We start from the raw sequence: 17152 nt of genomic DNA on the forward strand, positions 1-17152 counted from the left end.
GATCACAGCAGCTGAGTTCCGCGGCGGTCGCCCGCTGTCCGAAGGTCACTGCCGGGCTGTGGCGTCGTAGCGGTGGCGGGCCTGCTCGATGTGGTCCAGATGCCGGCGGGTCCAGCCGCAGATGCCGTTGACGGTGTCCCGCAGTTCCAGGCCCGCGGCGGTCAGGGTGTACTCCACGCGCGGGGGAACCGTCGGGTGGACCACCCGGTCCACGAGCCCGTCGCGTTCCAGTCCGCGCAACGTCTGGGTCAGCATCTTGTGGCTGATGCCCTCGATCTCGGCGCGCAGCTCGGTGAAGCGCAACGTGCGCTCGCCCATCACGTTGACGATCAGCAGGGCCCACTTGTTGGCGATCCCGATGAAGATCTCGCGTGCCAGCGAGTCGGCACGGGTCAGGTCCGCCCGGTGCGGCACGGGGCTGAGCTGCTCGGTCACCGCGAGGTGCCTCCCTTTCCAAAAAGTACGTTCTTCCACGTCAACGCACACTCTTCTACGGTTACCGGGTAACTACAAGAGAGCGTGGCCGGAAGGCCCGCCGACCGGGAGAGGTCCCATGACGATCCTGAAGACCTATGGCCGCCTGTGGGCCGACGACCTCGACCGCGCTCTGCCCCTGTTGCGGGAGATGGTCGGGGCCGAACCCGACCTGCGGTTCGCCTTCGACGGCGTCGAACTGGTCGCCATCGGCGACCTCCTCATCGTGGCCGGACCGCAGCAGGAGCGTGCGAGGTACGCCCATGCCTCGGCGACCGTCATCGTCTCCGACCTCGATGAGCAGGTCCGCGCCCTGGAGGCGCACGGCGCCGAGATCACCACCGCGATGAGCACGAGCCCCACCGGGCGGTTCCTCTACGCCCGCCACGCCGGCGGGCCGGAGGTGGAGTACGTCGAGTGGGTACCCGAGCTGGTCGAGCGGATCATCGGGAGCTGAGCCCGGACGTGCCGCGTACGACGCGCTGAGCGGTCCGAGCGGTGAGCGCCTACTGGCGCCGGGGCAGGTCCGGCTGACCGGGAAGGACGAGGCGGGCGCCACGTGGTCACGGAAGCGGAGTCGAGCTGTCGCACCTTGAGGAGGTGTTCGGCTGCTTACATGTTCCGGGTCACCGCACCGTCGTGACACCGGCCTCGCGGGGCAGGGGGCCTGCCCCGCGAGGACGAGGGCTCAGCTCAGGAACGACTCCACCGCTTGCGCGGCGCGGTCGACGCCGCCGTCAGCCCGTACGGTCGCACGGATCTCCGCCAGGCGGGCGGCCACCTCCGCTGATCCCGCGACCTCCTCGACCGTGGAGCGCAGGGTCGCCGATGTGACCTCCTCGGTGGGCAGATGCCTTCCGACACCGAGTTGTTCGAGCATGGCCGCGTTGCCGAACTGGTCCACGGCCTGGGGGATCGCCACGGTCGGCACGCCGAACCACAGCGACTCGACGCATCCGCCCATTCCCGCGTGGGTGATGAACGCCGAGGCCTCGGCCAGTACGGCCAGCTGCGGCACGGTGCGATGCACCTCGAAGCCGTCCGGGAGCGGGCCGAGATCCGCGGGATCGACGTTCGCGCCCACCGCGAGTACCACGTGCCAGTCCGAACCGGCGAAACCTTCGAGACACGCCCGGTAGATGTCGAGCTTGTCGTTGAAGGTGGTGCCGAACGAGACGAGCAGCACCCGCCTGTCATCGCCGGGCGGCGTCCAACCGGTGTCCGCCAGCCGCTGGGGAGAAAGGCACGGCCCCACGAACCGGACGTTCGACGGCACCCGGTCGGCGTTGGGTTGCATCGCGCGAGGGATCAGGGAGAGGGCGTGGTCAGGGTGTGACTGCCAGTCCCAGGCGTCCCGCTCGATGCCGTTGTCGCGGAGCCAGGCGGTGAGCGCCGTGTAGTAGCGCTCGCCCGACTCCGACGTCCGCATCGCGTCGAGGTGTTCGGCCAGATCCTGCTCGTAGCCGTCCCACGCGACGAGCGTGGGGGAAAGCTGCACGGCGGGGATGCCGTACCGTGCGGCCAGCACGGGTGCGGGCAGCCCGCCGATGTCATAGAGCAGGAGGTCGGGTCGGTCGTCGTCGTAGCGGTCGATGAGGTGCGGCAGCACCGCGATCGCCTCGTCGAGGAAGACGTGCATGGCCGAAGCGGGGTCGTCCGGCCAGTCGGCCTCGCTGGTCGGGAGCAGCGAGGGGTGGGCGACGATTTCGGCGCCGGTGGGCTCCACCAGCCCGGTCAGGGCCTCACCGACCGCGTAGCTCACCCGGTATCCACGGGATACGAGCTCGGTGATGACGGCCAGCGAGGGATAGATGTGACTCGGCGCAGTGCAGCCGATCATGGCGATGTGTTCGCGCGTACGCATGATGTCCTGTCGGTTCTCGAACGAGGTGTTCCGACGGCGCGCAGGAGAAGACCCGAAGGACAGGGTCGCTCAAAAGGGGCCGCCCGATGGCGGGCAGGCCCGGCGGTCGCGCCGTGTCAGGCTGAACGCAGGCGAATGAAATAGATCACGCGCGAGAGCCTAACCTACCCGCCCACCTCGCCCAACCGAATTATTGCCGCAGCTTGTGCCTACGACGACTTCTTCCGGCAGCGACAAGGGGTCATCACGCCTGTCGCGTAGATGGCCACCCCTGGCGAAGCCTCTCGATCTCAGCCGCAAAGTCTCCACAAGCACTTTAACGCCATGCTGGAGTACATGATCATGGGCGAGATCATCAGCTTCGTCGACGGCCTCGACGGCGTCTTGACTCCGACCTCGATGAGCAGGTCCGCGCCCTGGAGGCGCACGGCGCCGAGATCACCACCGCGATGAGCACGAGCCCCACCGGGCGGTTCCTCTACGCCCGCCACGCCGGTGGGCCGGAAGTGGAGTACGTCGAGTGGGTACCCGAGCTGGTCGAGCGGATCATCGGGAGCTGAGCCCGGCGTGCCGCGTATGACGCGACCCTGCTGGGCGGTCCGAGCGGTGAGCACCTACTGGCGCCGGGGCAGGTCTGGCCGAGCGGGAAGGACGAGGACGGCGCCACGCGGTTGCCCGTGACGGAAGCGGAACCGGGTTGTCGTACCTGCTGGAGGGACAGATCGCCCGGCGCCTGGATCGGCCTTAGGCCGCGGAACGGTTCGTGAGCGGGCGGCGGCGTCGGGCGGTGTCGGCCAGCACCGGCGGGCGCCAGGCACCGTCCGGCTGGTAGGCGTTGGTCCCGGGCGGCACGATTTCGTCGATCCGGTCAAGGGTCGCGTCGTCGAGGGTGAGTGAGGCGCCCTTCAGCAGCGTCTCCAGCTGGTTCATCGTTCGCGGCCCTACGATCACCGAGGTGACGCCGGGATGTGCCACGGTGAAGGCCACAGCCAGTTCGGGCAGCGAGCAGCCGATGCCGTCCGCGACCTCCACGAGCTGTTCGACGATTTCCAGCTTGGTGGCGTTCACCGGAAGCGAGGGATCGAAGCGTGCCGGTGTCAGTGCCGCACGACCGGTGGTGAGATCGATGGGCCGGCCTTTGCGGTACTTGCCGGTCAGAAAGCCCGAGGCCAGCGGGCTCCAGGTCAGCACCCCCATTCCCAACCGCTGACAGACCGGCAGCACGGAGGTCTCGATGCCCCTGGCCAGCAGCGAGTACGGCGGCTGCTCGGTCCTGAAGCGCAGCAGGCCGCGGCGCTCGGCGACGTGATGCGCCTCGACGATCTCCTCGGCCGGGAATGTGGAGCAGCCGAAGGCGCGGATCTTGCCCTGGTGCACGAGGTCGCTCAGCGTGCTGAGCGTCTCCTCGATGTCGGTCGTGTGGTCGGGGCGATGAATCTGGTAGAGGTCGAGCCAGTCGGTGCGCAGGCGCCTGAGGCTCTCCTCGACCTCCTTGATGATCCAGCGCCGGGAGTTACCGCTGCGATTCGGGCCCTCGCCCATCTGGAAGTGCACCTTGGTGGCGAGCACGACGTCGTCACGACGGCCGCGCAACGCCTTTCCCACGATCTCCTCCGACTCGCCCGCCGAGTACATGTCCGCGGTGTCGACGAAGTTGATCCCCTGATCGAGGGCTGTGTGGATGATGCGGGCACACTCGTCGTGGTCGGGGTTGCCGACAGCGCCGAACATCATGGTTCCGAGGCAGTGGGCACTCACTTCGATGCCGGTACCACCGAGAACGCGGTAGTGCATGGTCAAACTCCCTTAGTGGTCGCGGGCCGGGGTGATCATGCGGCGTACTCTAGGTTCTAGAGTCGGCTCTAGGGCAAGCCCCTACTGTGAAGGGCATGCCGAAAGTCGAACAGGATCTGAGCATCGGACAGGTCGCCGAACGCACCGGTTTGAGCGTGCATACGCTGCGCTTCTACGAGCGTGAAGGCGTCCTGGCCAATCCCGTAGGCCGTGGACCCGGCAGACGTCGTCGCTACAGCGAGGACGACGTGGAGTGGCTGCGGCTCTGCGTCATTCTCCGTGCCTCCGGCATGCCCCTCCCCGAGATCCGCCAGTACACCGACCTCGTCAGACAGGGTTCCGGCACCGAGGAAGAACGGCTCGCGCTGCTGCGCCGGCACCGGGAGCACGTGCTCGCCCAGATGGACAAGCTGACCCGGTGCCTGGACCTGATCACCTTCAAGGTCGGGGTGTACGAAGACCACCTCGAACAGGGCCCCGCCCAGCAGGGATGCGACGCGTCGTCACCGTCTGAGCAGCAAGAGCAGGATTAGCGCGGTGTGTCACACCAGTCCGTCAGAGAGGGCCTCCGGGGAGTGGAGCTCGCGGCTGTCCGCCCCCGCCAAGAGCGGTCCTGTTCGAATGCCCGCGTGCCGGATGACGGGCCGTCCCAGGAGGCCGGTGCCCACCTTCCCACGCAACCGTGGGCACTGGCCTTCCCCGATCACCGCCCGCATTTCTGGCCTCGGGACCGGTGGCTATGACCGGGGCTCACGCCGTCGGTCCCGGCTCCACGGCCGTTCCCAAGCTCGGTACGGAGGCGTTCCTCACCTCGAATCAAAAGAGAGTTACCCCTCCGTAGCCCGGACGTCAGCGGTGTGACATCAGGCGGTTACCGCCGAGAAGCCGATCAGCGGTACATGCCGGGTTTGTTGGCGAACACCCAGCGGTTGCTTGCCAGGGCGTCGTTCGGCTCAGGGCGTGGGCCGCGGCCGTGGTGGCGGGTGAAGTCGAAGGGGGTATGGGTCGCGGTGGACCAGCCCAACTCCCGCAGGTGGCCGGCGGAGTCGGGGCGCGGCTCCCCGTCGAACAGGGCGAGCAGGTCGACGCCGATCTGCTGCCTGGTCGCGACGTAGACGGGGCCGTCGCGGACCTCAGGAGACTCCACCCCCAGCTTGACCTCGAAGGCCAGGGTGCTTCCCTCGGCGCTCAGATGGTCCACGGTGTCGATGAGACGCCGCTCGGCGGTCGGCGGGAGATAGAGCAGCAGGCCCTCGGCCAGCCACGCGGTCGGCACCGCCGGGTCGAAGCCCGTGCTCAGCAACGACTGGGTCCAGTCGTCGCGCAGATCGGCCGCGATCGGGCGGCGGGTGGCCGTCGGGATGGCGGCGAGGCCGTCGAGCACGTGGTGTTTGAACGCCAGGACACCGTCGCGGTCGATCTCGTAGATGATCCGCTCCGGCGGCCAGCCGAGCCGGAAGGCCCGCGTGTCGAGGCCCGCGCCGAGCAGAACGACCTGCCGGGCGCCCGCGTGGACCGAGCGGATGAGGAAGTCGTCGAGGACTCGGGTGCGCAGGCCGAAATAGCGCCCCAGCCTGCCCCACAGGGGGTTGGCGTCCCCGTCCGGCACCTCCGCCGGGTGGACCGGCCAGGCCGCGGACACCTTGGCGGCGCGTACGAAGTGCTCGGCGTAGGCGTCGCCGGCCAGGGCATCGGGCCGGTGGGTCTCGATCGCCCGCGCGGCGGCGACCATGAGGGCGGTCAGGCCGACGCCGCCTTCGACACCTGGCACGGGTCCTCCTCTCCGGCTGAGGGCGTCCACGGGTGGTTATAGCTGGTGAGGTGGGCGCCGTAGAGAACGGCCATGAAGCGCAGGATGTCCGCGTCCGGCAGGTGTCGGCTGGTGGTGCAGTCGGTCAGCACCGTGATGTGGAAGCCCTTCTGGAACGCGGTCCGGGCGGTGGAGTCCACGCAGACGTCGGTGTACAGGCCCGCGAACACGAGCCGCCCGATGCCGCGACGGACGAGGTGCTGCTCGAACCCGGCGCTGAGGAAGGCGTCGAAGCACGCTTGCTTGGTGAAGACGCGCTCCTCCGGCAGGGGTGACACCCGATGGAACTCCGCACCCCACGAGCCTTCCAGGCACTTGAGCGGCTTGTTCTGTACGCGGTCCCGGTACCGCCAGCTCGGGCCCTGATGTCCGGCGTCGCCGACGAACCGGACGAAGATCACCTCCGTGTCGCGGGCCCGCGCCCGGTCGACGGCCAGCGCGGTGTTCGTCGCGACGGCCTCCAGGGTCGCAGGGGCGCCGGAGTACCGGGCGCGGGCGGTCGGCCCGACACAGAAGTCGTTCTGCAGGTCCACGACGACCAGTGCGGTGGTCATGTGAATTCAGGAAGCCCCCCGGAGCCGGTCTGCCGGCGTGTGTTCAACATAGCCATCTGGTTGCACCTCCACATCGTGATGGCTGGGGCTGGTCAATGTGGAGCCGGCGGTGCGCGATGCGGCACTTCAAGCTCCAGCCTTCAGGCCGGGGTCGTTGACGGCCGGCTGTCCGGCGGGCTCCAGCACGTCGAGCAGCGCATCCACCATGGCGGTGGTCGAGTGCCGTCCGCCCAGATCCGGGGTGCCGATGCCCTGGTGGCCGAGTGATTCGAGGCCGCGCTCCACCATCCGCACCGCCCCGGCGCAGCCCGCGTGCCGCTCGGCGATCATCGCCGCGGCGCGTACGGTCGCCACCGGGTTGACCGTGTCCGTTCCCGTCAGGTCGTCGGCGGAGCCGTGCACGGTCTGGTACTCGACCAGCCCGGCCACGTCGGGGTGCAGGTAGACGTTCTCGGTGCAGCGGTTCTCCTGGCGTTCGGCGCCGAAACGGTCCAGCAGGACCACGTGCATGATGTCGGCCCACTCGTTGCCCGCGATGATCACCGTGCGGGGGCGCGGGCCGTGCTCGATCAGGTTGCGGTTCACCGTGTCCGGCTGGAACAGGCGGATCTCGACGCCGTGCCGAGCGGCGCTCTCGGCCACCCACTCGTCGAGGGCTCCGTCGAGCAGGTGGAACTTGTACGCCATGACGATCTGGTCGATTCCGCCGTCCGGCCACTGCCGCCGCGCACGCCGGACGGCGAAGGCGATGACCTTCTCGGTGATCTCCCGACTGAACGCCATGGTGCGGATGAGTGCGCCTGGAGCGTGGCTGTTCTCCCCGGTGTAGAAGCCCTGGGCCTGGTCCCGGACCAGCAGCAGTGACGCCTCCGGGGTGGCGATGGCGTCGACCTTCACCGCCTGCAGACGCTGGCGGACCAGGTAGAGCGACTGGGCGTTGATCGCCGTGCGGAAGATGGCCGGGACGCCGAGAGCGGCCCGCGTGCGGCAGAACTCCGCGTAGTGGTCGGCGTCCTCCCCGGTGAGTTCGCGGATCCGCTCGATTTCGGCGCCGGCCTTCAATGAGGAGTAGGAGTGGTAAACCCGTTTCGACCGGGTGACATTGATTTCGACCGAATACCCGTCGGCGACTCTGGTCAGCACCCGCTCGAAGACCGTCGCGAGTTCGGGGCCCGTTCCCCGGCCGACGGCAAGTCCGATGACTGGCTCCACGTGTGTTCCTCTGTCGAAGGCCGGATATGTCAGGCTGCCGTGATTTCGATCAGATCGGCTCACCGACCAGGTGATCGCCCGGAATTCCGGTCTTCTCCGGGTGGTAGTAGTCCTTGATGCCGGTGGCCCAGACCGAGACCATGATCTGGTCGGCGTCCGATGGCCCGAACGCGTCGAAGAGGGCGTCGATGTTCGCGCGCTCGAAGCCGATGGCCGTCATGAGCGCCACGAAGACACGCCGCTCGATGAGTCCGTCGCCGTCCGGGTCGCCCAGCGCGGCCAGCGCCTTGGCGAAGTCGGTGATCGCCGCGTCGAAACGCTCCGGGGAGAGGACGCAGGCGGTGTACTCCTCGAAGCTGATGCGGTTGTCGTCGTTGGCGTCCAGTTCGGCGGCGAGAGTCGTCCAATAGCGCCGGAAAGCGGCCAGCATGGCGGCTTTGGTGGCGTCGTCGGAATCGGGGGCCGCCGCGATGACGCGGGTCGCCATGAGTTCGAAGTCCTCGGCTTCGAGGTAGCCGGTTCCGTCCGCGTCGAGCAGGGCGAAAATGAGCTTTACCCGATCGATGGCTGCTTTCTGCATCTCCTGTTGCCTTTCTTTGGCTGCCGCTCGCAATGAGGGCTGAAAACAGGACTCCGACTGTACACGACCATGCCGGACAATGACCCTGATGTTTGCGACGTGATTGGCGACCAAAGAGACAAAATGCGACCAATAGAATAATTGCCATTAAACACCAAATAGCCTAATTGTTCAGGCTGTTTGCGTCACTGCTCTGGTCGGTCGTTCACCAGATAGATGGTGTGAAATGCGGTAAGCGCTGGGTTTGGTGATGGCGCTCAGTTGTCCGGGGCCGGGTCGATCGAGGCTGTGGCGGGCGGTCCGCATGTCGGCGGCGCGTTTGCTCCGGGCGTCCGGGGAGGGGTCGACGATCGGCGGCAGCGGTCCGCGGAACCCGCGATGACGTTCGAGGCCGACCTCGCGCGGTCGCGGCATGGGTACAGGAAGAGCCGCTGCCCGGCGACGAGCGGGGAGAGGTTGGACGGGCGTGCCGACGAGAGCTACGCTACTGGTCGTCCATGATGCGGAACACACACATCTACCGGTTAATTGTATCACGAGGAGTGCTGTTGTCAAGCGAGGCGCTGCGTGCGGAGCAGGAGTACGTGTCAATGCTGTACGGCCGCCTCGACGAGCTCCGCGAACACGTCACCGGACGGCTGACCCAGGTGCTCACGACGTCCAGTGGCAACGCCCAGGCACGTGTCGAGAAGGACGCCGCGCACGCCGCCTACGCCGAACGCCTCGCCCGGCTCAACGCGGCCGAGCACGGCCTGTGCTTCGGGCGGCTCGACATGCTCGACGGCGAGCGCCGCCACATCGGCAGGATGGGCATGCTCGGCGATGCCGGGGACGACGGGGACACGACCCCGCTGCTCATCGACTGGCGGGCGCCGGCCGCCCGCCCGTTCTACCTCGCCACCGCGGTCACGTCGGAGGGCGTCCGGCTGCGCCGGCACATCAAGGACCGCGACCGCACGGTGATCGAGGTCCACGACGAGCTGCTCGATCTCGAATCCGCGGCAGGGGCCAGGCACGAGGGGCTGGCGGGCGAGGCCACCCTGCTGGCCGCCCTGAACGCCGGCCGGACCGGCCGGATGACCGACATCGTCCAGACGATCCAGGCCGAGCAGGATCGCATCATCCGGTCCGAGCACACCGGAGTGCTCGTCGTGCAGGGGGGACCGGGGACGGGAAAGACCGCGGTGGCGCTGCACCGTGCGGCCTACCTGCTCTACACCCGCCGGCGGCAGCTGGCACGGCGGGTGGTGCTGGTCATCGGACCGAACGCCACGTTCCTGCGCTACATCGGGAACGTGCTTCCCGCGCTGGGCGAGACGAGCGTGCTCCTGTCGACCATCGGCGGGCTGTATCCCGGGGTGACCGCGGAACGGGAGGAGACGCCCGAGACCGCCGAGGTGAAGGGCCGGTCGGCGATGGCCGAGGTGGTCGCCGCCGCCGTACGCGACCGCGAGTGGGTGCCGGAGGGCCACCTGGAGGTGGAGTACGAGAGGCAGACGCTGCGCCTGGACCGGCAGACCTGCGAGCGGGCACGCGACCTGGCGCGGGGCTCTCTGTCCCCGCACAACCCGGCCAGGCCGCTCGTGGTCCAGGAGATCAGCAGAGCTCTCGCCGAGCAGTACGCCGAACGCGTCGGCACCGATCCGTTCGACGGTGAGCCCCTGCTGGACGACGACCAGGTGGAGAGCATCCGCCGGGAGATGCTCACCGACGAGGCGGTCCTGGCCGCACTCGACGAGCTGTGGCCCGACCTGACGCCGCAGCGACTGCTCACGGATCTGTTCGGCTCCCCGGATCGCATCGCCTCCGCGGCACCGGGTTTCACCCCCGAGGATCGGGCGCTGCTGTTACGGGAGCCCGGCGGTGGCTGGTCGCCTTCCGATGTGCCGCTGCTGGACGAGGCGGCCGAGCTGCTCGGTGAGGACACCCGGGCGGAGCGGATCCTCAGGGAGTACGAACGGCGTGAGCGGGTCTCCTACGCCCAGGGGGTGCTGGACGTCGCGATGGGTTCGCGGGCCACCGACCTGGAGGACGACCAGGAGGCCGAGATGCTCACGGTCAACGACCTGGTCGACGCGGAGGCGCTCGCCGAGCGGCACCAGGAGGCGGACCACCGCACCTCGGCCGAGCGCGCGGCGGCCGACCGGACCTGGACATTCGGCCACGTGATCGTTGACGAGGCGCAGGAGTTGTCGGAGATGGCCTGGCGGCTGCTGATGCGGAGATGCCCGGCCAAGTCGATGACCGTCGTCGGCGACACGGCGCAGAGCGGCGATCTGGCCGGCACCCTGTCGTGGGGCCGGGTGCTCGACCCCTACGTCAAGGGGCGCTGGCGACTTGAGAACCTCACCCGGAACTACCGGGTGCCGGCTGAGATCATGGCCGTCGCCGCCGATGTGCTGGCGGAGATCGACGCCGGCCTTGAGGCACCCGTCTCGGTACGGGAGAGCGGTGTCGAGCCCTGGGGGCTCCGCGTGCCGCCGGAGGAACTCACCGACCGGCTGATCGAGGTCGTCGCGATCGAGGCCGCCGGGCTGAACGACCGGCGGCTGGCGGTCATCACGCCGGACTCGCTGCTGGAACCGCTCGGCCTCGCGATCGCGGCGGGAGTGCCGGAAGCGTCCGTCGGTGAGGCTCCCGGTGCGCCCAGCCCCGTCGTCGTGCTGAACGTCAGGCAGGCCAAGGGCCTGGAGTTCGACGAGGTGCTGGTGGTCGAGCCGGGCCTGATCGTCGCCGAGTCGCCACGCGGGCTCAACGACCTGTACGTCGCCCTGACCCGTGCCACCCAGCGGCTGGGTGTGCTGCACAGCATGGAGCCTTCGCCGCCGTCGGCCATGCCGCGTGCGCTGGACGCGTGGCTGTTCGCGGAGGACTGAGGCTTTTGGCATCCACGGCCCTGGTCGCAGCAGGTCCGCGGAGGGTGCCGGTCGATAAGAGAAGGCCCCGGGTAAGACGGCGGTCGACCAAGATCCGATGTTCCGGCCGGGAGCCTCGTCGCCGTCTCACCGCAGCCCTGCCACGGCGAACCGGTACGGATCTTCCACGCGATGCCGTTCAGTACCCGGCGATCGTTACTCCCGTCAGGGCGGCTCGACCGCCCTGACGGGAGTAACTCTCATCGGTCAGTTCATGACGGTGAATCACCCGGACATGATCTCGTACGACCTGGATCCTTTTGACGGCGCACCTTAGCGGCCCTGCAGCGCCTTGACGTTGTCACCGAAGGTCCAGCCCTTCGAGCCGTCCCAGTTGATGGACCAGGTCATCAGCCCCTTGAGGTTGCCGCTGAAGCTGTTCCAGCTCTGGGAGACCAGTGAGGGCGACATGTATCCGCCGCCGGCGCCAGGCTGGGCGGGCAGGCCGGGGACCTGCTTGTCGTAGGGGACCCTGATCGTGGTGCCCTGGATGACCAGCCCGTTGTTCAGGCAGGTGGTCTGGGCGACGAAGCCTTGCACCGTGCCGGCGGAGTAGGAGTCGCCGGCGCAGCCGTACATGCTGCCGTTGTAGTACTGCATGTTCAGCCACCACAGGCGGCCGTTGTCCGCGTACTTCTTGATGATCGGCAGGTAGGCGCCCCAGATCGAGCCGTAGGTCACGCTGCCGCCGGTGACGTAGGCCGTCTCGGGTGCCATGGTCAGGCCGAAGTTGGACGGCATCTGGGCGAGCACGCCGTCGATGATGCGGATGAGGTTGGCCTGGGAGGCGGAGAGCTGGTTGATGTTGCCGCTGCCGGTGAGGCCGGTCTCGATGTCGATGTCGATGCCGTCGAAGTTGTACTTCTTCAGGATCGGCACGACGGTGGCGACGAAACGGTCGGCGACGGCGCTGGAGCTGAGATCGATGCCGGCGGTCGCACCGCCGATGGACATCAGTATCGTCGCGCCTGCCGCCTTGGCCTGGCACATCTCGGCCGGGGTGGCGACCTTGACGGTGGCGTCCATGCCGTCTTCCCACAGCACGGTGCCGTCGGAGCGGATGACCGGGAACGCCGCGTTGATCACGTTGTAGCCGTGCTGGCGAATGCGGGGGTCGGTGATCGGCGTCCAGCCGAAGGGCGGGTGCACGCCGTTGACCGCGCCGTCCCAGTTCTCCCAGTAACCTTGCAGGACCTTCCCCGCGGGCTTCGACTTCACCGGGCACGTCGTGTCACCCGTCGGCGTCGGGGTGGGAGAGGCCGTGGGTGTGGGGCTGACCGTCGGCGTGGGGCTGGCCGTCGGCGAGGTCGTGGGAGTGGGCGTGGCTCCGGGACCGTCGAAGCTGACGTCGTCGGCATAGTACGTGCCCTGGCCGTACCAGCCGTGCAGGTAGACCACGGCGGTGGTCTGGTTGGCCGCGGTGGTGAAGGGGACCGTGAGCTGGCTGTACGCCGAGGGCGAGGAGGTCCAGGTGGAGCCGCCGCCGTTCACGCCGAGGTACACGTAGCCGCCACGGACCCAGGCGGTCAGCGTGTAGGCGGTGTTCGGCTGGACCGACACGGACTGGCTGCACCGGGCGGTATCGGAGGAGCTGGCGGCGCCGGCGAGCGCCTTCGTGCCGGAGCGGACGGGGGAGGCGACCACGGATCCCAGGCCGCCGGTGCAGGACCAGGGTGACAGGGCGCCGGTTTCGAAGCCCGGGTTCGCGAGCAGGTTGGCCGCGCGGGCCGAGGTCTGGATGACCAGGACCCCCAGGGCCGCGAGCAGTAATGAGACGACCAGCACGAGCGGGCGCGGTATTCGCGTCATGTGGATAACCCTTCTCCAGCCCGGGGACCGGGCTTTGGCGGGCGCGGCGCAGGACTGGCGGCCGCGATGATGGGGGGTGCGCGGTCCCTCATTATTGTAAAGAAACTTACCAATTGTCTACGGTGGCTCAGGTGCGGGCGCCTCGGCGCACTGGCCACGGCCCTGGACGGCCGGGGCCGACTCCTCGACGTTGGCTGCGGGCCGGGCGTCGTGACGCTCGCTATGGCGCGGTTCTTCACCGAGGTGGTCGGCGCTGACCCCGATGAAGACATGCTCGCCGAGGCCGAGCGGCAGGCCAGGCGTCGCGGGGTGACCAACGCGCGGCGGGTAGCGGCCCGCGCAGAGGAACTGCCGGCCGGTTTGGGGGAGTTCCGGGTTGTCGTGTTCGGCGTCGGAGATCTGCAGTTCCGGTGTCGGTGTCAGCAGCGAACGCTCGGTCCGGGCGGCCAGGTCGGCGGGCTCGTGTAGTACCTCATACCGCCGGTGGTGAGCAGTTCCAGGCACAGGGTGCCGGGGTCGAACCGGTAGGTGACGCCGGTGTGGGAACGCAGCGTCAGCCCCGGGTTGCGGTGAATGCCATGTAACCAGTATGACTGGTTACATGGCATTGAGTTGGAAACTGGTCATCGACAGTACGAACGCACCCGCGCTCGCGGACTTCTGGGCCGCGGCACTGGGCTACGAAGTGGAAGATCCCAGCGTGCTCATCGAACAGCTGCTGGCCGCCGGCCATATCGGCGAGGAAGCGGTCACCGAGCATCACGACCGTAAGGTCTTCCGTGGCTACGCCGCGATCCGCCACCCCGAGGACCCGTTCGACAAGACCAGCGGCGTCGGCCGCGGGCGACGTCTGCTCTTCCAGGACGTACCCGAGAGCAAATCCGGCAAGAACCGTCTGCACATTGACGTACACAGCGAGCCCGGTGGTCTTGACGCGCTGGCGGCACGGCTGGAGGGCCTGGGCGCCACCCGCGTCCGCGAAGTGAACAAGGGGCCCGCCGGACACTGGTGGATCATGCTGGACCCGGAAGGCAACGAGTTCTGCGCCGCATAGGCCCTTTCACGCGGTCCGGGATTTCTGCCCGAACTCCGGTCGCGATGCGGCCGCGGCTCAGGAGCCGGCAGACTTCGACCTTGATCTTCTCCCCATGCCTGGAGGCGGGGGTCTCCACGCTCAAGGAGATTCGATGACCGCAAAGACGATCACCGCCGCGGCAGCGGGCGTCTTCGAGCTCGGCGACCTGCCGGTCAACCGGATCGGGTTCGGCGCGATGCGCCTGGCGCAGCACGGCACGGTGTTCGGGAACAGCGCCCCGAGCGACCGTGACCGGGCGATCACCGTGCTGCGCCGCGCGGTCGAGCTCGGGGTGAACCACATCGACACCGCGGCCTTCTACTTCTCGGCGCTGCGCTCGGCGAACGAGCTGATCAACCGCGCGCTGGCGCCGTACCCCGATGATCTGGTCATCGTCACCAAGGTCGGGCCGGGCCGGGATCCGTCGGGTGAGTGGCTGTGGGCCAGGCCGGAGCAACTGCGTGGCCAGGTCGAGGAGAACCTGCGCCAGCTCGGCCGGGACCACCTCGACGTGGTGAACCTGCGCATCCCGCGGAGCCTGGGGACCGGCTCGATCGCCGAGCACTTCGGCGCGCTGGCCGACCTGCGCGACGCCGGGCTGATCCGGCATCTGGGCATCTCCAACGTCACGCCCGCACATCTCGCCGAGGCCCAGACCGTCGCGCCGGTGGTCTGCGTGCAGAACGCCTACGGCATCGGCGCACGGCCCGAGGACCACGAGTTCCTGCGTATCTGCGGGGAGCAGGGGGTGGCGTTCGTACCGTTCTTCGCGATCGCCGGTGCCGGGCGCGAGGCGGGCGCGGGGGTCACCGACAGCGAGGAGGTGTTCGCCGTCGCACGCGCGCACGGCGTGACGGCCGCGCAGGTCCGGCTGGCCTGGACGTTGCAGCGCGGACCACATGTGCTGGCCATCCCCGGCACCGGCGACCCCGATCACCTGACCGACAACGTGGCCGCCGGCGCCCTGCGGCTCTCAGAGGACGAAATGATCCGCCTCGACTCCCTCCAGCAGGGTGGGGAGTGAGCAGAAAGAGAGCTCCCAAAGGCCGGGCGGAGGTTTCAGGCGTCGGCCTCCAGACCGGTGTGGGCCGCGAGGAAGGTGAGCATGTCGGCGGCCAGGGCGACCGCGCGGCCGGTTGCGCGGGAGCCGTGGCCGACGTCCCCCTCGTGGCGGAGCAGGATCGGCCGTGAGCCCGAGGTCGCCCACTGCAGGGCCGCGCACATCTTGCGCGCGTGCAGGGGATCGACGCGGGAGTCGCCGCCGAAGGTGGTCAGCAGCGTCGCCGGGTAGTCGACGCCCTCGGTGACGCGGTGGTAGGGGGAGTAGTCCAGCAGCCGGCCCAGCTGCTCGGGGTCGTCGGCCGAGCCGTACTCCGAACGCCAGGCCGGGCCGAGCCCCGAGCGTTCGTAGCGGACCATGTCGAGCAGCGGTGCCGAGCAGACCGCGGCGGCGAACAGGTCGGGGCGCTGGGTCAGCGCGGCGCCGACCAGTAGCCCGCCGTTGGACTCGCCGCAGGCGCCCAGCTGCGCGGGAGTGGTCCAGCCGCCGGAGACGAGCGCCTCGGCCGCCGCCGCGAAGTCGTCGAAGACGTTCTGCTTGCGCTCCAGCATGCCGTCGCGGTGCCAGGCGGCGCCCTCCTCGCCGCCGCCGCGCAGCTGGGCGAGGGCGAACACCCCGCCGGCCTCGACCCAGGGCAGGATGTAGCCGGAGTACGAGGGGGTGAGCGAGAGCCCGAAGCCGCCGTAGCCGTACAGGATCGTGGGCCGGGGGCCCGAGCCGGGCCGTGCCAGCACGACCATCCGCACCGGGGTGCCGTCCGCCGAGGCGAAGACCACCTGCCGGGCCTCCAGCTCCGGCACCTGCACCGCGCCGGGCGCGGCGCTCCACAGCGAGGTCTGCCCGGTACGGGTGTCGTAGTGGTGCACGCTCGGCGGAGTGACGCTGTCGGTGTAGGTGAACCAGACCTCGTGGCCGCCCTCGGGACGGGTGGACATCGCGCCGGCCGAGCCGAGCCCCGGCAGCGGCACCAGGCCGCGCCGCTCCCCGGTCGCCAGGTCGTGGACGCTGATCTCGCCGACCGCGTGCCGGGTCCAGCCGACGAGCAGCGTCTGTCCGGCGATCGCGAACTCGCCGATCACCGCCTGCGGGTCCTCGCCGACCAGCTCGATCCAGTGCTCGGTGCCAGGCCGCGCGGGGTCGGCCACGCAGAGCCGTCCCCGTGGCGCGTCCAGGGTGGTGAGCAGGTACAGGCGCCCGTCGCGGCCGACCGCGGACAGCGTCACCGCGCCCGCCGCCCGCTGGACGACCCGCAGGTCAGGGCGCTCGGGGGAGGAGGTGGACAGGTCGGCCAGCCAGAGGTCGTTGCCGTCGTCCGCCGCCGCCGAGACGGTCAGCCAGCGCCCGTTGTAGCTGATCCCCAGCCCGTAGGAGCGGTCCTCGCCCATGATCACGGCATCGTCCTCGGCCGGGGTGCCGAGCCGGTGCAGGCGGACCTGGCGGGCGCGGACGTAGAAGAACGCCTTACCGTCGGGCAGCCACGCCACCGGCGCGTACCGGCAGCGGTCGATCGGGCCGTCGACCACCCGCCGGGTGGCGACGTCCATCACTCGCAGCTCCGAGCGCTCGTCGCCGTGCGTGGAGAGCTGGTAGGCCACCAGCCGGCCGTCCGAGTCGGGCTGCCAGTGGTCGAGCGTGGTCAGCCCGCTCGGGTCCAGCTCCACCGGGTCGATCAGCGCCTCCTCGACCCCGTCGGGGCCGGTGCGATAGAGGACCGCGTGCTCCTGGTCGGCCGTACGGCGCAGCAGGAACCGGCTTCCACCGCGCCACATCGGCACGCCGACCATCCCGGCGCCGGTCAGCGCGGCCACCCGCGCGTGCCACAGGTCGCGCCCGGGCAGCGCGGCGGCGTGGCCGCGCCACAGCTCCTCCTGGGCGGACATCCAGCCCCGCGTCTCCGGGCTGTCCGCGTCTTCCAGCCAGCGGTACGGGTCGGGCACCATGTGGCCGTGCAGGTGGTCGACGACCGGTTGCCGCTCGGCGGGAGGATAGATCATCGAATCTCCTT

At 69.2% G+C, this 17152-nt stretch carries 15 protein-coding genes; 6 read left to right on the forward strand and 9 right to left on the reverse strand.

The window, feature by feature from the left end; all coding sequences use genetic code 11:
* Positions 1-45: 45 nt before the first annotated feature.
* Positions 46-435: a winged helix-turn-helix transcriptional regulator gene (locus ACWD3H_RS17355; RefSeq protein WP_451955673.1), complete on the reverse strand. Its 390-nt coding sequence runs from the start codon at positions 433-435 to the stop codon at positions 46-48.
* Positions 436-553: 118 nt separating this feature from the next.
* Here ACWD3H_RS17355 and ACWD3H_RS17360 point away from each other — a divergent pair, with 118 nt between their 5' ends.
* A complete protein-coding gene (locus ACWD3H_RS17360; RefSeq protein ID WP_451955674.1) occupies positions 554-931 on the forward strand; it encodes a VOC family protein in 378 nt (125 codons plus the stop codon).
* Positions 932-1162: 231 nt separating this feature from the next.
* On the opposite strand, the gene ACWD3H_RS17365 is transcribed toward ACWD3H_RS17360, so the two are convergent.
* A complete protein-coding gene (locus ACWD3H_RS17365; RefSeq protein ID WP_355556738.1) occupies positions 1163-2338 on the reverse strand; it encodes a macrolide family glycosyltransferase in 1176 nt (391 codons plus the stop codon).
* A gap of 744 nt (positions 2339-3082) precedes the next feature.
* Positions 3083-4132: an aldo/keto reductase gene (locus ACWD3H_RS17370; protein ID WP_451955675.1), complete on the reverse strand. Its 1050-nt coding sequence runs from the start codon at positions 4130-4132 to the stop codon at positions 3083-3085.
* A gap of 95 nt (positions 4133-4227) precedes the next feature.
* Here ACWD3H_RS17370 and ACWD3H_RS17375 point away from each other — a divergent pair, with 95 nt between their 5' ends.
* Complete coding sequence (locus ACWD3H_RS17375; RefSeq protein ID WP_451955676.1) at positions 4228-4665, forward strand: MerR family transcriptional regulator; 438 nt, start codon at positions 4228-4230, stop codon at positions 4663-4665.
* Between the two features lie 356 nt (positions 4666-5021).
* On the opposite strand, the gene ACWD3H_RS17380 is transcribed toward ACWD3H_RS17375, so the two are convergent.
* From ACWD3H_RS17380 to ACWD3H_RS17395, 4 genes are all read right to left on the reverse strand, one after another.
* Positions 5022-5903 (reverse strand): class I SAM-dependent methyltransferase, encoded by an 882-nt coding sequence (locus ACWD3H_RS17380; RefSeq protein WP_451955677.1) that lies wholly within the window; start codon positions 5901-5903, stop codon positions 5022-5024.
* Complete coding sequence (locus tag ACWD3H_RS17385; RefSeq protein ID WP_451955678.1) at positions 5873-6496, reverse strand: cysteine hydrolase family protein; 624 nt, start codon at positions 6494-6496, stop codon at positions 5873-5875. Before ACWD3H_RS17385 ends, ACWD3H_RS17380 begins: the two co-directional genes overlap by 31 nt.
* A 126-nt stretch (positions 6497-6622) precedes the next feature.
* Positions 6623-7708: an isocitrate/isopropylmalate family dehydrogenase gene (locus tag ACWD3H_RS17390; RefSeq protein ID WP_451955679.1), complete on the reverse strand. Its 1086-nt coding sequence runs from the start codon at positions 7706-7708 to the stop codon at positions 6623-6625.
* 49 nt (positions 7709-7757) lie between these two features.
* Positions 7758-8288 (reverse strand): EF-hand domain-containing protein, encoded by a 531-nt coding sequence (locus ACWD3H_RS17395; RefSeq protein WP_451955680.1) that lies wholly within the window; start codon positions 8286-8288, stop codon positions 7758-7760.
* 542 nt (positions 8289-8830) lie between these two features.
* Here ACWD3H_RS17395 and ACWD3H_RS17400 point away from each other — a divergent pair.
* Positions 8831-11164 carry a HelD family protein gene (locus ACWD3H_RS17400; RefSeq protein WP_451955681.1) on the forward strand — a complete coding sequence of 778 codons (2334 nt, stop codon included), beginning with the start codon at positions 8831-8833 and terminating at the stop codon, positions 11162-11164.
* 312 nt (positions 11165-11476) lie between these two features.
* Here ACWD3H_RS17400 and ACWD3H_RS17405 read toward each other — a convergent pair whose 3' ends face one another.
* Entirely contained in the window at positions 11477-13012 is a 1536-nt protein-coding gene (locus ACWD3H_RS17405) for a glycosyl hydrolase family 18 protein (RefSeq protein ID WP_451955682.1), read from the reverse strand.
* 69 nt (positions 13013-13081) lie between these two features.
* Here ACWD3H_RS17405 and ACWD3H_RS17410 point away from each other — a divergent pair, with 69 nt between their 5' ends.
* The 3 genes from ACWD3H_RS17410 to ACWD3H_RS17420 all read left to right on the forward strand — a co-directional run bounded on the left by ACWD3H_RS17410 (position 13082) and on the right by ACWD3H_RS17420 (position 15111).
* Positions 13082-13480, forward strand: coding sequence for a class I SAM-dependent methyltransferase (locus ACWD3H_RS17410; protein ID WP_451955713.1), 399 nt, complete (start codon positions 13082-13084; stop codon positions 13478-13480).
* Between the two features lie 133 nt (positions 13481-13613).
* Positions 13614-14066: a VOC family protein gene (locus tag ACWD3H_RS17415; RefSeq protein WP_355556767.1), complete on the forward strand. Its 453-nt coding sequence runs from the start codon at positions 13614-13616 to the stop codon at positions 14064-14066.
* Between the two features lie 133 nt (positions 14067-14199).
* Positions 14200-15111 carry an oxidoreductase gene (locus ACWD3H_RS17420; RefSeq protein WP_451955683.1) on the forward strand — a complete coding sequence of 304 codons (912 nt, stop codon included), beginning with the start codon at positions 14200-14202 and terminating at the stop codon, positions 15109-15111.
* 35 nt (positions 15112-15146) lie between these two features.
* On the opposite strand, the gene ACWD3H_RS17425 is transcribed toward ACWD3H_RS17420, so the two are convergent.
* A complete protein-coding gene (locus ACWD3H_RS17425; RefSeq protein WP_451955684.1) occupies positions 15147-17141 on the reverse strand; it encodes a prolyl oligopeptidase family serine peptidase in 1995 nt (664 codons plus the stop codon).
* Positions 17142-17152: the final 11 nt, after the last annotated feature.

It is taken from the genome of Streptosporangium sp. NPDC002607, assembly GCF_053592655.1.

Excerpts from the sequence above, each read along its gene's own strand:
- ACWD3H_RS17360 (WP_451955674.1), top strand. The coding sequence starts at position 554 with ATGACGATCCTGAAGACCTATGGCCGCCTGTGGGCCGACGACCTCGAC.
- ACWD3H_RS17375 (WP_451955676.1), top strand. The coding sequence starts at position 4,228 with ATGCCGAAAGTCGAACAGGATCTGAGCATCGGACAGGTCGCCGAACGC.
- ACWD3H_RS17410 (WP_451955713.1), top strand. The coding sequence starts at position 13,082 with ATGGGGGGTGCGCGGTCCCTCATTATTGTAAAGAAACTTACCAATTGT.
- ACWD3H_RS17415 (WP_355556767.1), top strand. The coding sequence starts at position 13,614 with ATGGCATTGAGTTGGAAACTGGTCATCGACAGTACGAACGCACCCGCG.
- ACWD3H_RS17405 (WP_451955682.1), bottom strand. The coding sequence starts at position 13,012 with ATGACGCGAATACCGCGCCCGCTCGTGCTGGTCGTCTCATTACTGCTC.
- ACWD3H_RS17365 (WP_355556738.1), bottom strand. The coding sequence starts at position 2,338 with ATGCGTACGCGCGAACACATCGCCATGATCGGCTGCACTGCGCCGAGT.
- ACWD3H_RS17425 (WP_451955684.1), bottom strand. The coding sequence starts at position 17,141 with ATGATCTATCCTCCCGCCGAGCGGCAACCGGTCGTCGACCACCTGCAC.
- ACWD3H_RS17370 (WP_451955675.1), bottom strand. The coding sequence starts at position 4,132 with ATGCACTACCGCGTTCTCGGTGGTACCGGCATCGAAGTGAGTGCCCAC.
- ACWD3H_RS17395 (WP_451955680.1), bottom strand. The coding sequence starts at position 8,288 with ATGCAGAAAGCAGCCATCGATCGGGTAAAGCTCATTTTCGCCCTGCTC.
- ACWD3H_RS17420 (WP_451955683.1), top strand. The coding sequence starts at position 14,200 with ATGACCGCAAAGACGATCACCGCCGCGGCAGCGGGCGTCTTCGAGCTC.
- ACWD3H_RS17385 (WP_451955678.1), bottom strand. The coding sequence starts at position 6,496 with ATGACCACCGCACTGGTCGTCGTGGACCTGCAGAACGACTTCTGTGTC.